The sequence below is a fragment of the Amycolatopsis sp. NPDC051071 genome, assembly GCF_040682875.1.
Classification (GTDB): Bacteria; Actinomycetota; Actinomycetes; order Mycobacteriales; family Pseudonocardiaceae; genus Amycolatopsis.
Genome location: NZ_JBFBBY010000006.1, coordinates 103,139 through 115,889, shown reverse-complemented (window position 1 = coordinate 115,889; position 12,751 = coordinate 103,139). Strand labels below are relative to the sequence as shown.

Genomic DNA, 12,751 nt, shown 5'->3' with positions numbered 1-12,751 from the left:
GCCGGAACACCCAACCACCAACCCGCGCCACGCCACGACGTCCATACCGTCACCAGCCCAAACAGACAGAAACCCAACCACAGAAAGAAAACCAAGTCCAGCAACCCACGACCCCGCCGAACAGGTTAAAACTCAAGCTAGCGGAAACAGTCGGCCTTGGATTCACCGACGACGGCAATCTCAGCTCGCTCGATGCGAACGGCGTCCGGACCAACTGGACGCTCGACATCGAGGCGGCCCTACGCCACAAGCTAGGTGACAGGTAGTACTCACATGAAATGACAGTTAGAAGTCCCAACTCAGACGGCCACGTCTGGTCAAACGATCACGCGGTTACAGCGCACGCGACCGAGCACCGGAGACGCGCCCTGAACGCCCAAGCACAGCCTTGGTCATCTGGTTCGCCGGGCCGGTTGACCGGCCGTGCAGGGTTCGTGTCCCGGTGTGCATTCGGGGCTGGTCTTGGCACGCCGGACCGGCGAGGATGACCACGTCCGTGACGAGAGGGAGCGCACGACATGGTCAAGGTCCACGGCAAGGCGGAGGCCGAGCGGCTTCGCGAGGAGCTGCGTGAGCAGCGGCGGCCACCCGGGCGCGTTGATAAGGCGGCGGAGGGCGAGAAGCCGTCCGGTGAGGGCGCGGCGGCGATCGTGGCCGACGGCGGAGACCGCATCGAGCTGGACTACCGGGCGATCGCGGAAACGCGGAGGTTGCTGGGCGAGCACTATGTCGAGCTGCGGAACTGCCTGACCGAAGCCCGGGAACTGGGCTTACCGCTGGCCGACGGCAAGGGGCCGGTGTCGGTGCCGATGCGGCGTTCGTTCGCCCGCCGCGGGGGTGCGGAGGAAGGCGGCGTACAGCTCGCGCTCGAGTCGTATCTCGCCGAACTCGACGCGTTGCGTACGGCGATCGGCATGGTCGCCGAGCGGCACGCTCGCACTGACGAAGCCGCCGCGTCCGCCGTCGATGCCGTGGCGAGGGGGACCGATGAGCGGTGAATTTTACTCCGAGAAACATCCGCCGAGCCGCCGGGCACTGGCCAGACGGCGAAAGCTGGTCCAGCAGCGCAAGGCGAACCTGCAGGAAAAAGCGTTCAGCAGGATCAACTGGGAGTGTTACGAACACCGCCAGCTGTGGGACATGATCAAATCGGCGGAGCCGCGGAGGCTGGACGAGCAGACCAGGCGGTGGTACCGGCTGGCCGAGAACGTCGACGCGGAAACCGCCGCGGTCCGCACGAGCGTGCAGGAGCTGCTGTTGTCCTGGCGCGGCCCGTCGGCGGCGCAGGCCGCGGAATCCGCGCACCGTCTCACCACCTGGGCCAGTGAGGCCGCCCGGACCTCCTGGCAGATCGGCGAGGGGCTGGAGGCCTACACCGCGGCCATCGACGAAGCCGGCCGGAAGATACCGGAGCCGGTGCACTACTACGCCGAGCGCTGGTTCCGCGACGATTACGCCGTGAAGGCGCTCGACGGTCCCAATGGTGCCTACATGCTGGACGACCTGCTCGACGACAAGCTCCCGTCCAAGCAGGAGGCCGACCGGGCCAAGGCCGAAGCCGTGCGGGTCATGAGCCAGTACGAAGATGCCAGCTACGGCGTCCGGCATCAACTGCCGCGGGGATTCGAGACCGCGCCGAAGTCGGCCGATCTCCCGTACCGCCCGGTGCCACTGCCGCTTCCGGCCACTCCGCCCGCCGGACCACCGCCACGAGACCGCCCGCCCGCCGAACCGCCACCGGCTCGGCCGACCTCGCCGGCGGTGCCGCCACCGGTAGTCCACGGTCCGGAAACCGTGAGTCCCGTCGAAGAAGGCACCTATGCGGCTTCGGCAGGCGTCGGGGACCTGCCGGGAGGCGGTACGGCCGGTGTCGCCGGGCCCGGGCAGGGCGCGGGGTACGGACCCGGCACGGCTCTGCCTGGTCTCTCCGCCGAGGACGCCGTCAAGCACGGCCGCGGGCTCGCCGGCGGCGCCGGGAGCGGGTTCGGCGGCATGCCGGCCCCGGCCGGCGGCTCCGGGCGGGGCACCGCGGCCGCCCGAGTTGGCGCCGGGGGCTCCGGTTTCGGCATGTACCCGCCGATGTCGGGTGCGCAGCGGGAAGAGGACAAGGAGCACCGCGACCGCTACGGCAGCGGTTACGACCTGCTCGATGATCTTCCGCCCGCCTATCCGCCGGTGTTCGGCGAATGAACGGTTACCGCGCCGAACCGGAGCTGATGCGCGACCTCGCGCGTCAGCTGGAGGAGGTGGCGGAGGAGCTGGGCGCCGTCGTCGATCTGAGCAACGGCCTCACTGCGGGCGATCTGGGACCGGCCGGGATTGCGTCGGCGCTCGACGGGCTGATCGGGCCATGGGCGGACTCGATCGGCGCCGCGCACGCCGAGGTCGCCCGCGCCGCGTCCGGGGTCCGGGCGGCGGCGAAGGCCTACGAGGACACGGATGACGACGCCGTCGAGACACTGCGGCGCGCGGACGGAGGCTCGTGATGCCCGGGTTCGGAGGCCTCGGTTTCGATCCGGTTCCGGGCGACGCGGACGCCGTGGCGGCCGCCGCCGGGAAGTGCACGGACGCGGCCGAGCACCTCGATGCGGTGGCCGCGGCGCGGATCGACGTGCCGCGGGAGTGGGAGGGCGACGCCGCCGGAAGCGTCGCCGCCCGTGCCGCCGCGGCGAGGACGGCGCTCGAACCCGCGCCCGCCGTGTTGCGCGCGTCGGCCGGGATCCTCACCGAGTGGGCCGGCACCGTCGTGGCCGGAGTACGGCGAGCCGAGCAGCTCGATCGGCGCGCGGTGGTCCTGCGGCGCGCGCTCACCGACGTCGCGGACGCCGTCGAAGTCACGGAGACGGCCGTCCAGTTCGCCAGCGGCGCGGCAGCGGCCACGGCACAAGCCGATCTCACCGTGGCGAAGGCGCGCCACGAAGCCCTGCAGCGCGAGCTCGACCGGATTTTGGAGCAGGCCCGTGCCCTGGAAACGGCTCATCGCGCCGACGCGGCCCGGGTCGAAGAGCGGCTGAGGGCGCTCGGCGAGTCAGGCACGGCCTTGGGCGAGGCGCCGGACGGCGCGTCGCTGTTCGCCGAGATCACCGGCGGCATGGCCCGGTTTTCCGCGCTGGGCAGGGAATTGGCGGCATCGCTGGCCCGTGCCCCTGGTGCGGCCGTCACCCCGCCCGCCGGAGCCGTGGGTGTCTTCGCCTCGGCCGTGGCACTGGGTGGCCGGTGAAACTCACCGCCGTCCCGGGGATCACCCCGGTCTCCCTCGCGTCGGTCGATCGGACCATCGCCGAACTGCGCACACTGCTGATCCGGCTCCGTGGCCCCGACGCCGAACGCGATTTCGGGCTGGAGGCCGCCGTGATCCAGGCGGCCGAACGCGCCCACGAGCATCGTGCGGGCTTGCTGGCGGTCGCCGAACATCGCGACGCCGACCCGGCCTTGTTGATCGCCGGGTCGGTCCCGGTCGAGCGGCCGCTGAGTGTCGAGGCCGCCGCCGGGCTGAGCTGGTTCGCAGCCGACACCACACCGGGGATCCGCGAGGTCAGCACGGCGACGACCGCCCGCGGTTATCCGGTGGTGATCGTCGAGCGGATCGCCGTCGACGGTCCCGCCGCCGGAGCACAGCTCCAGGCCGTCGTGCTCGATCCGGGGCGCCCGCGGGTCGCGGTGTTCACCTTGCACTCACCCGGCGGTCGTGGCTGGCTGGACGTCGCCGCGCTCGCGGGCGCGCTCGTCGCGGGGGTGGATCTCAGCGAGCCAACGCGCGTTCCCTGAATTCACGAGGTGTCTTTCCGACCGCCTTCCGAAAGGTGCGCGAGAAGTGCGCGGCACTGGTGAATCCGCAGTCTTTGGCGATTTCGGCGATTCCCCGCCCGGCCTTCGCCGGATCCGCCAGCAAGGTCTTCGCCCGCTCGACCCGCAGTCCCTTGATCCGTTCGGAGATACCCTGCCCGTCGTCGAACAGCTGATACAACCGCCGTCGCGAGATGTAGAGGGCCTCGGCCACCTGATCGGCACCCAGCGCCGGGTCGGTGAGATGACCGCGCATGTACCGCACCGCCTCGCGACGGCGGGTCGCGAGCGCGTCGGCACGGTCGAGCTCGGCCCACAGCACGCTGCGCAGCACCAGCTCCGCGAGTCCGCGCAGGTGGTGGGCGAGCCCGTGCGGATCGAGCGCCGGGCCGGCGGCGAGGACGTGGGCGATCGCGCTGGAGACCAGCGCGCGCAGCGGCGCCTCGACGTCCACCGGGCGGAACATCAGCGGTCGCAATTCGGTGAAGGACAACGACAGTTCCGTCGCCGGAACGGTCAGCATGACGACTCCCCGCCTGCCCGGTGCCTCGGCGTCGTGCTCGCCGACCGGCACGACGTGCAGGACACAGCCCGCGAAGCCGAGTTTCGCGCCGTCCTCGGCGACCGCGCGCGGGATCGTGCACCGCAGAAGAAGCTGGATGCCGTCGGTGTCCGCCCGGCGGTCGCCGAGGATGGCCGCGCGCGCGGCCGCGGCACCGGAGGCACGGACGATGAGCTGTCCGGTCGCGACTTCGGGTTCGGTCATGGGCACCATTCGCGGATTCGTCGGGATTGCGGTGTTCATTCTCGCCATTCGATCGCTATCGTGCCCGCCTGCACGGCGGCACTAGGGGAGGGGGACCATGGCACGGCGTTCGGGTAGTTCGGCGGGCATCGTCCTGTCACATCTGGAATTCGATCTGCTGTGGGCGGATCTCGGAAACGGTGACCTGCCGTATCCACTCGAAGTGGCTTCACACGGCGAAACCATGGACGAACGGGGCGACCTTGGCGAACGCGTCTTCGCGAGGCTTGCCGAGGCCGGTTTCACCAGCGGTGACGACCTCGATCCCGCGCTGGAGGACCTGTTCGTCCTGCTGGGCTCACCCGCGCTGTCGGTGGACGCGCTGGTGCTCGGCGAACAGCCGTGGCGGATGCTTGCCGCCGTCCGCGGTGCCCACGGCGTGCTGGCGGTGCTCGATGACAAGGACCTGGTTCTCGAGCCGATGCGCGCGGTCGATCTGATGCCCACCGTCGGCCGGATGCTCGGCGACGGCGTGCCGGGCCCTGGCGAACAGATCCGCCTGCCGCGAGCCGCCTTTTCCGCGGCCATGGACGGCTACGCGAAAGCCGGTTACGACGGGTTCGAACGCGCGCTGGCCGGAGCCGGGATCACCGGGCGGAGCGTGCGGCCGCTGGCGACCATGGTGACCGCCGCCCGGTACGGCGCCGGACAGCTCGCGGCCAACGGCATCCGCGGCCGGAGCCCGGTGCTGAGCTGGTTCGACACCGAAGCGGGCCGTTACGTCGTCACCCACGAGAACGTCGGCGGCGAGCCGTGGGTGATGGTCACCCCGGCCGACGCCGACCGGCTCGCCGAGCGACTCGGCGCGCTGATCGAAGACGTCTCATGACCGGGAACGCCAGGCGGTCAAGGCGAAGGCGTCAGTGATGTCGTCCACAACGGACTCGCCGGCGTCGAGCGCCACCGCGGACGCCTCCCTGGCGAGACGGATGATCAACGCGGAAAGCTCACTCGCCCGCAGGGAAAGCGCGTCGCGATCGAAGTGGAGACCGATCGGTTTCCCGTACAGATCGACGGTCACCGTGACTCCGCCGGAGCGGGCCTCACCGGTCACCGCCGCCAGCCTGCCATGATAGTCGGTGTCCGGCGTATCCGCGTCTTCGAGTAGTTGCTCGACACTGCGTTCGTCGGTCACTGCACGCTCCACGTGTCCGGAGTCGTCTCTTCGATCGCATCGGCCACTTCGGCGCTCGGCGCGAGCCCCAGCACGTCCGCCGTGGCGCCGTCCATGCCAAGCCGCTTGCATGCCTGGGCGGTCGCCCGCTCCACGAGACCGAGGATCCGCCGGGAGAGTTCGCTGGGATCCAGTCGCAGCGCGGCCTCTTCGATCCGCAGCTCCCGCAGCGCCCCACCGGGCTCGACCTCGACCGTGACCACCCGGTCGCGTGCCTTCCCAGTGGTCACGGGCGCACCCCGCCGTAGAACGTCGAACCCGACAACGGATGGGTGTTGCGGCGGACGGAGTCGCCCGAATTGCCTTCGATCAACGTCACCTTGTTGCCTTCCACCTTCTCCACGATGCCGATGTGCGTGCTCGTCGACGAACTTTGTGGCCCGGTCCCGAACAGCAGCACGTCGCCGGGTCTCGCCTCGTGCAGGGAGTTCCGGCCGTACGCCTTCCCGTGGCGTTGTCCCCAGCGGTAAACGTCCCCGGTGAACGGCGTGATCGGGATGTCCACCCCAGCCTTGCGCCACATCGCGGTGGCGAACGACGAGCACCACGGCGCCGTCGGGCCGTAGGGATTCCGGTTGCTGCCGGGAGGATTCTCGCGCGTGCCGAGTTCCTTGCGCGCCGAGGAAACGACCTTCTCCCGCCGGGAGGACGCCTTGGCCGGGTCGGTCCGGCCAGGCCTGCCGGCGCTGGGGGAGTGGTCCGGCCGCTCCGGGACCTTCCGCTCGGCGACCCCGTCGTGCCGGAGTTCCTTGCAGAGCGCTCGTAAGCGTTTCGCGGCGTCGGTGAGTTCACCGTTCACCTTGCGCAGTGTCGCCGCCGACTGTTGGGTGTAGCGCGGCGCGAGATCGGCGGCCGCGGCGATCGCGGTGGCCAGTGCGGCGCGCGACCCCGGGCCAGTCACCCTGGCGGCGTCGTCGAGGAGCTTCTTGGCCTTGGCGATGTACTCGTCGGCGAGCCTCTGGACCGCGGTGTGCCCACCGTCCACACTGGACACGACGCGGCCGACGATCCGTTCGGCGTCGGTGCCCGCCTCGGCGGTGGTGCGGATGTCCTCGCGCAGCCGCCTGGTGACGCGCTCGAACTCGTCCGACGCCTTGCCTTCCCAGTGGGCGAGGACGACGTCGGTCTCCTTCTTATGCACGGCGTGCTGATCGTGCAGCGTCCGCGAAATCTGGTGCAGGGCGAATTGGACGCGGGCTGCGTCTTCGGCCTTGCCCGCGAGCTTGTTCCGGTGTGCCAGGATGTCCGAGGCGAAGCCCCGTGCCGTGGCCAAGGTGTCCATGGAGTCTCCAACGTTGTCAGGAAAGCCGGTGCAGGCTTACCGCGGCTGAGGAATCGCGGTCGTGATAGGCCTTCTGGGCCTTTGCGGCGGCGTTCGCGAGCCGGTCGGCGGACACCCCGACCGCCTTGACCTGGCTTTGCAGGGCGGCGCCGAAGTCACCGAGCGCGTCGGCGAACCCGGACTCCTTGCCGATCCGGCCGAAACTGTCGTCGGCGATCGACCGGACGTCCTTGACCTGGTTGCCCGACGCGGCGGTGAGCGCGTCGCCGACTCGGCGGGTACGCCGCACGAAACCGTTCAGGATCTCCCCGTCGACCCGGATCCGGCCGAGGCCGCCACCGGCGGGGGCGTCACTGCCATCGGGGCGCTTCCGGAGGGCTTCGGCGGCTTTGCGGGCCGCGGGCAGATAACAGCGGTAGGCTCCGTTGGTGAAGGTCGACCACGGTGTCCATGACCGGCCGTCATGCGAAATTTTGTTGGCCGCCTTGGCGTTGGTGGCGGGATCGAACAGTTCGGAGTTCGATCCCAGGTCGAACTGCCTCCGCCGTTCTGGCCCCATGCCGCCCAGCATGTTGATCTGCCAGAGCCCGTAGGAGTTGTCGGGCGGGGTGGCGTTGTGGGCGCGGGTGTTCCCGCCGGATTCGGCGAGCGCGACCGCCACCGCCGTGGTCAGCCCTTCACCGCGAAAGCCGGCGTCGTGGGCGTGCCGGGCGATCTGCTCCGGGGTCAGCTTCGTCATGGACCGAGCTTGACCGCCTGCGCACGCCGATGGGAACCGGCATTGCACGCGTGGACACGTGCGTTGCACAAGCGGTCAGCCCCGGGCCTGGCAGCGTCGCCAGTTGCTCGGTGGGGGTGTACCAGACGGGGCCCGCCGCCGAGTCGTACACGGCCTGCCAGCGCAGCAGCAGCCCCCACGGCGGCATGTAACGATGCAACAGCAGCCAACGCTGATGCTCCAGCGGGCGTTCCGACAGGCACACCATCGGCGAATCGGATCCGAACGGCGGGAAGCCCCAGATTTGACCTTCCCACAGGATGTTGTGCAGCCGCTGCCATGGCCGCAGGTCCCGGATCGTCAAGGCACGGCCGGTATCATGGCTGCGGAGTTCGGCCGTTCCAGCGTCAGATCGGCGGTGTCCGCAAGGTCACCAGCACAGCCACCATCTTGAACAACCTGCGGAAGCAATGCCAGAGCCTCGGCGAGACGAATCCAGCATTCCGCGGTCTACATTTCACGCACCATGATTTCCGAAGGCTCCTCGCCACGGACCTGGTGAACAATGGGCTGCCCATTCATATTGGCGCGGCATTGCTCGGGCATTTGAATATTCAACCCACCCGAGGGTATGTCGCGGTCTTCGAGGAAGCCGTGATCAGGCACGTTCAGGACTTCCTGGTCCGCCGACGAGCCACGCGCCCCGAGGAAGAATACCGCCCGGCCACCGAGGAGGGATGGCAAGAATGCGAGGGGCATTTTGACAAACGCAAAGTGGAGCTCGGGTCCTGCGGCCGCCCATACGGGACGAGTGCCAGCACGAGCACGCTTGTTTATGGTGCGCACAATTTCACGTAAACCCGAAGATGCTGCCCCGGCTCAACGAATTGAAGTCCGACTTGGAAGACCGGAAAGCACGCGCCGCCTCCGAGAGCTGGCTGGGTGAAAGCGAGGGGATTGCCCGAACCCTTCAGTGCTTGCGCGACAAGCGCGCCGACGCGCTGCGGCTCACCCGCATAACCCCGCCAGGTCGACCTCGGGATGCCCGCCATCGGATCGGCCCGATAACACGCCAGCCGGATCAATCCCAGCAACTGAGCCACGCCGGGAGCGATCCGCCTGCGAACCGAAGAAGCACCCCCAACGCGGCACGAGCGGATGCTTACGGACGGTGGCCGGGTGTGTAACGCGGCTGCGGTGCCAGGCGACAGTTCACCTAAGCCGAGGTCGCGGTGGGTGGCCCGAGATCGCTGTGGGGGCAAGCGGTGACCGAGCTCGTCGAGGTGATTGCGAGCGAGAACCCGGTGTTGGACGTCGTTTTCGTGCACGGCCTTGACGGCGATGCCTATAAGAGCTGGTCGACGAAGCGGAAAGGTTCGTTCTGGCCGGAGTGGCTTGGGCGGGACATCGAGGGACTGGCGGTGTGGTCGCTGGGGTATGACGCGGCATCGAGCCGCTGGTTGGGTCACGCGATGCCGATTCAGGACCGGGCGATCAACCTGCTGGCTCACCTGGAAAATCACGGGATCGGGCAGCGTCCGCTGTGTTTCATCACCCACAGCATGGGTGGGCTGGTGGTCAAAGAGATGCTGCTGCACGCGGCCGACGGTCGCGCCGACTACACCGAGTTCGCCACCGCCACTCGAGGCGTGGTGTTCCTGGCGACCCCTCATAACGGGTCCGACATCGTCACCATGGCCATCGTCAAGGCGTTGGCCGTCGCCTACCGCAAGACGCCGGCGGTCGACGCCCTGGAACGTAATAGCGCGCATCTTCGGCAGCTCAACACCAGGTACCGCAACTGGACGGTGGCCCCGACAACGAATATCAAGCACAAGATGTTCTACGAGGCTCAGTCGACCAGGGGTGTGCAGGTGGTCGATGCGGGCTCGGCCGACCCCGCCATCCCGGGTCAGACACCCATTCCGGTGGACGCGAACCATATCGACATCTGCAAACCAGCCGAGCGCGGCGACGTCGTCTACGGCCAGGTCAAATCTTTCATCAGTGGAATCGCCGGCGCTCTGAGGGCCGGCGCGGATGGCTACGGCACCAGACCGTCAGGCGTCAAAGTCACAGGCTTGGATCAGGTGGTCGACCGTCCAGAGTTGGGGGCCCGGTTGCTCGCTGAGCTGACTGCCGGGGATCAAGGTCTGGTGGGGTTGGTCGGTGCCGGGGGTTTTGGTAAGACAACGCTGGCGTCGTGGGCGTGCGCACAGACGCAGCAGCATTTCCGGGACGGTGTCTACTGGTTCCGCCTGAACAGCGATACCAACGAGTCGGTTCTGATCGATCTCCTGGGTGCCGCGACGGCTGTGCTGACGGGCCGTGACCGGGTGCGGCCTGCTTCGGTCGAAGGCGCGACGGAGGCCTTTGCCGCAGCGCTGGGTAAACGACGAATGCTGCTCGTGGTCGACGGGTTGGTTAAACGGGCCGACCTGGAGCCGTTCCTGGTAGGTGGTCCGCATTGCATGCGTCTAGTGACAACCAGACGCCGGGGACTCGTGCGAGGCTGCGAACTGGATGTCGAGGCTATGACCGTCGCGGAAGCCGCGTCTTTGCTGTGCCGGGACGTCGACTCGTCTGTCGAGCCGCCAGCAGCCTTGTTGGACAGAGTGGGCCGGTGGCCACTGGCGCTGTCCTTGCTCAACGGTGTGCTGACTGGCCACGTGCGCCGACGAATGCCAGTCGCTCTGGCTTTCCAGGAATTGGATGCCGTGCTGACTCGCTCCGGGGTCGGGCTGCTCGACGACCTCACTGACAATGACAGCGGTCCGAAGATCGGCGCGACCCTCCAGTTGAGTCTCCACGAGTTGGTCGCGACCTCTCCTTTTGGCGAGGCGTCGCTGGAGCGGTACCTCACGCTGATTGCGTTTCCCGAGCGGCTGCCGGTGCCCTACGGCCTGCTCTCCGCGCTTTGGGACTTGGACACGGTGATGATGACCAGCGAGTGCGACCGGTTCTTCCGCCATTCCCTGGTCGTCGAGCTAGCCGAGGACGGCGTGCGTCTGCACGACGTCATCGGCGATCACCTGCGTCGTACGCACCCGGAACAAGTTCGCGATGTCAGCCGACGCCTGCTGGATGCCGTCCGCCCGCCGGACGGTTGGCACCACGCTGACGACGTCGTCCGGCAGCAACTAGCCCACCACCTGCTCAGTGCCGGATTGGCCGGTGAGCTGGCAGCACTGTGTCTCGACCTGCGCTACCTGGCCCGCCGCATCGACTCGGACGGGGTCCACGCGGCCGAGGCTGATGTGTCCGCCTACCTGACGACCGAGGCGGACTCTTCAGCACACGCGTCATTGCTGACGATCTTGAGAGCGCACAGCCACCTTCTCCACACCACCGATTCGGCGCTGAGCCTGTACTGCCACCTGTTCGGTCACGTGACCGTCACCCACCTGGAGGAGGCACTACCTGCCTGGTCCCTGCGGCCGGACCGGCCGCTGCCGACGACCAGCAGCACCGGTCTGCTGCGTTCGCTCGTCGGTCACCATGGCCTGGTGTCGTCGGTGCAGTGGATGACGAACGAGACGGTAGCCACGGTCGGCGGCGACGACGGCACACTGCGCGTGTGGGATTGCGGGACTGGACGGACTCAATCGGCGGTCGAAGTGTCCGAGCATCTCGTCCTCCGTTCCCGTCTCAGCCCGGATGGGCGGCTGCTCGCCCAACTCGTCCACGATCACCCGATTTCCGGTCGAGGACGCCCCGCCACCGCACCTAAGTGGCTTTTTCGCACCGTGGTCACGGACACCCGAGACGGGTCGGTGATCTCGATCGATCACCTGTCCGGAATCGACATGTACTTCGAAGGCATGGCCTACCTGCATTGGAGCGCCGACTCGGAGCTCCTCGCGGTCGCCGGAGGTGGGTGCTTGCGGATCTGGAGACCTCGAGCAGAGCCAAGCACCTCACCGACCCAGACCCACCCCATCGGGGCCCGCGCCCTGAGCTGGCACCCGGACGCCGGCCTCGTCGGAATCTCGCGCGACGCCGTCTACGTCTGGGCTGATCCGACTTCTCCGGCCCATCCCCGAGAGCTCTGGTTCGAAACCCCGGCTGACGAGATGGTCATGCGCACGGTCGCATGGAGCCCCGACGGGCACCTGATCGCGATCGGAATGGACTTTGCGGTCGTCGTCTTGGACGCGGTGACAGGCCAACGAGTGCTGAGTGAGTTCACCACTTTTGGGATTTGCGGCTCGGTCACCAGCCTCGCTTGGAGACCGGACGGCGCACTGCTCGCCATCGCAGGCAATGGAGATAGCGGCGGCACCGTGGCTTGGTGGTGGCCTGCTCAGAAACACTGGACCATGCTCGTCGACTCCGGGAATGCGGTGACCGATCTTGCCTGGAGCGCTGACGGATGCGTGCTCGCCGTGGCATCCGTCGATTCCACCGTCCGCTTGTTCAGCGGGGACGCCACCAGCCCGCCGCCTGCCCACAGTGAGGACTTCCGTCGTTCCGAACCGCCACCCGAGATCAAGATCAGCTCGTTGTCTTCCGGTGCTCGGGTCGCCGCCAGCACATCACTGGAAGCACGTGACGATCACACCCTCATCGCGATGAGCGTCAACGGCCTGGTTGCTGTCGAAGCCAACGTTTCCGAGAAGTTTGCGTGGGTCATGAGCAGCGCGCAGGCGTGCAGCGACTTCGGAGTCCTGCCTCACGTTGCCCGTAAGGTCTTCGGCAGGCCGGACGAGCGCCTGGAGCTGCGAACTGTTCCAGGTCGCGCACTCGTCCGCGAACTTTCGTGGCCGAAACCCCGCGCTCTGGCCATAAGCCCGGATCGGGCAGTCATGATCACGACAACAGAAGAAGGTCATATCACCGCGTACGACCTGTGCACCTTCGACCAGCTCTGCACGGTAGCCATCGATGAACCGGTAATCGTCTGCTGGTTCACCGAGACCGGAGACCGCTTGATCGTCCTGGGCAGCAGAAATACTTACAGCTTCAAAACGCCAGGGTGAGTACCAC

15 protein-coding genes are annotated in these 12,751 nt (G+C 68.0%); 9 read left to right on the top strand and 6 right to left on the bottom strand.

The window, feature by feature from the left end; all coding sequences use genetic code 11:
* The 6 genes from AB0M65_RS03835 to AB0M65_RS03810 all read left to right on the top strand — a co-directional run.
* Nucleotides 1-266 (top strand): hypothetical protein (locus AB0M65_RS03835; RefSeq protein ID WP_364020891.1); only part of this gene is annotated, 266 nt, incomplete at its 5' end.
* A gap of 252 nt (nucleotides 267-518) precedes the next feature.
* Nucleotides 519-998 (top strand): hypothetical protein, encoded by a 480-nt coding sequence (locus tag AB0M65_RS03830; protein ID WP_364020888.1) that lies wholly within the window; start codon nucleotides 519-521, stop codon nucleotides 996-998.
* On the top strand, nucleotides 988-2,190 hold the full coding sequence (locus AB0M65_RS03825; RefSeq protein WP_364020885.1) for a hypothetical protein: 1,203 nt from the start codon (nucleotides 988-990) through the stop codon (nucleotides 2,188-2,190). Before AB0M65_RS03830 ends, AB0M65_RS03825 begins: the two co-directional genes overlap by 11 nt.
* The gene (locus AB0M65_RS03820; protein ID WP_364020882.1) at nucleotides 2,187-2,486 is read left to right on the top strand and encodes a type VII secretion target; all 300 of its coding nucleotides are present in this window, start codon (nucleotides 2,187-2,189) and stop codon (nucleotides 2,484-2,486) included. Before AB0M65_RS03825 ends, AB0M65_RS03820 begins: the two co-directional genes overlap by 4 nt.
* Nucleotides 2,486-3,220: a hypothetical protein gene (locus tag AB0M65_RS03815; protein ID WP_364020880.1), complete on the top strand. Its 735-nt coding sequence runs from the start codon at nucleotides 2,486-2,488 to the stop codon at nucleotides 3,218-3,220. The genes AB0M65_RS03820 and AB0M65_RS03815 overlap by 1 nt, the downstream gene beginning before the upstream one ends.
* Nucleotides 3,217-3,768: a hypothetical protein gene (locus AB0M65_RS03810; protein ID WP_364020877.1), complete on the top strand. Its 552-nt coding sequence runs from the start codon at nucleotides 3,217-3,219 to the stop codon at nucleotides 3,766-3,768. The genes AB0M65_RS03815 and AB0M65_RS03810 overlap by 4 nt, the downstream gene beginning before the upstream one ends.
* Here the strand turns inward: AB0M65_RS03810 and AB0M65_RS03805 are convergent.
* A complete protein-coding gene (locus AB0M65_RS03805) occupies nucleotides 3,743-4,552 on the bottom strand; it encodes an AraC family transcriptional regulator (RefSeq protein ID WP_364020874.1) in 810 nt (269 codons plus the stop codon). The genes AB0M65_RS03810 and AB0M65_RS03805 overlap by 26 nt on opposite strands.
* Nucleotides 4,553-4,649: 97 nt before the next feature.
* On the opposite strand from AB0M65_RS03805, the gene AB0M65_RS03800 reads away from it, so the two are divergent.
* Entirely contained in the window at nucleotides 4,650-5,420 is a 771-nt protein-coding gene (locus AB0M65_RS03800) for an ESX secretion-associated protein EspG (RefSeq protein ID WP_364020871.1), read from the top strand.
* Here the strand turns inward: AB0M65_RS03800 and AB0M65_RS03795 are convergent.
* Genes AB0M65_RS03795 through AB0M65_RS03775 form a run of 5 tightly spaced genes read right to left on the bottom strand, consistent with a single transcriptional unit; the run spans nucleotide 5,415 to nucleotide 8,129 of the window.
* Complete coding sequence (locus AB0M65_RS03795; RefSeq protein WP_364020868.1) at nucleotides 5,415-5,726, bottom strand: YbaB/EbfC family nucleoid-associated protein; 312 nt, start codon at nucleotides 5,724-5,726, stop codon at nucleotides 5,415-5,417. The two genes, AB0M65_RS03800 and AB0M65_RS03795, sit on opposite strands and share 6 nt — an antisense overlap.
* Nucleotides 5,723-5,995 (bottom strand): YbaB/EbfC family DNA-binding protein, encoded by a 273-nt coding sequence (locus AB0M65_RS03790; RefSeq protein WP_364020867.1) that lies wholly within the window; start codon nucleotides 5,993-5,995, stop codon nucleotides 5,723-5,725. The genes AB0M65_RS03795 and AB0M65_RS03790 overlap by 4 nt, the downstream gene beginning before the upstream one ends.
* Nucleotides 5,992-7,047 carry a CHAP domain-containing protein gene (locus AB0M65_RS03785; protein WP_364020864.1) on the bottom strand — a complete coding sequence of 352 codons (1,056 nt, stop codon included), beginning with the start codon at nucleotides 7,045-7,047 and terminating at the stop codon, nucleotides 5,992-5,994. The genes AB0M65_RS03790 and AB0M65_RS03785 overlap by 4 nt, the downstream gene beginning before the upstream one ends.
* A gap of 16 nt (nucleotides 7,048-7,063) precedes the next feature.
* Nucleotides 7,064-7,786, bottom strand: coding sequence for a transglycosylase SLT domain-containing protein (locus AB0M65_RS03780; RefSeq protein WP_364020861.1), 723 nt, complete (start codon nucleotides 7,784-7,786; stop codon nucleotides 7,064-7,066).
* Nucleotides 7,725-8,129: a hypothetical protein gene (locus tag AB0M65_RS03775; protein ID WP_364020907.1), complete on the bottom strand. Its 405-nt coding sequence runs from the start codon at nucleotides 8,127-8,129 to the stop codon at nucleotides 7,725-7,727. The genes AB0M65_RS03780 and AB0M65_RS03775 overlap by 62 nt, the downstream gene beginning before the upstream one ends.
* On the opposite strand from AB0M65_RS03775, the gene AB0M65_RS03770 reads away from it, so the two are divergent.
* Nucleotides 8,105-8,623, top strand: a complete 519-nt coding sequence (locus AB0M65_RS03770) for a site-specific integrase (RefSeq protein WP_364020859.1) — start codon at nucleotides 8,105-8,107, stop codon at nucleotides 8,621-8,623. The genes AB0M65_RS03775 and AB0M65_RS03770 overlap by 25 nt on opposite strands.
* A gap of 407 nt (nucleotides 8,624-9,030) precedes the next feature.
* Nucleotides 9,031-12,744, top strand: a complete 3,714-nt coding sequence (locus AB0M65_RS03765) for an NB-ARC domain-containing protein (protein ID WP_364020856.1) — start codon at nucleotides 9,031-9,033, stop codon at nucleotides 12,742-12,744.
* Nucleotides 12,745-12,751: the final 7 nt, after the last annotated feature.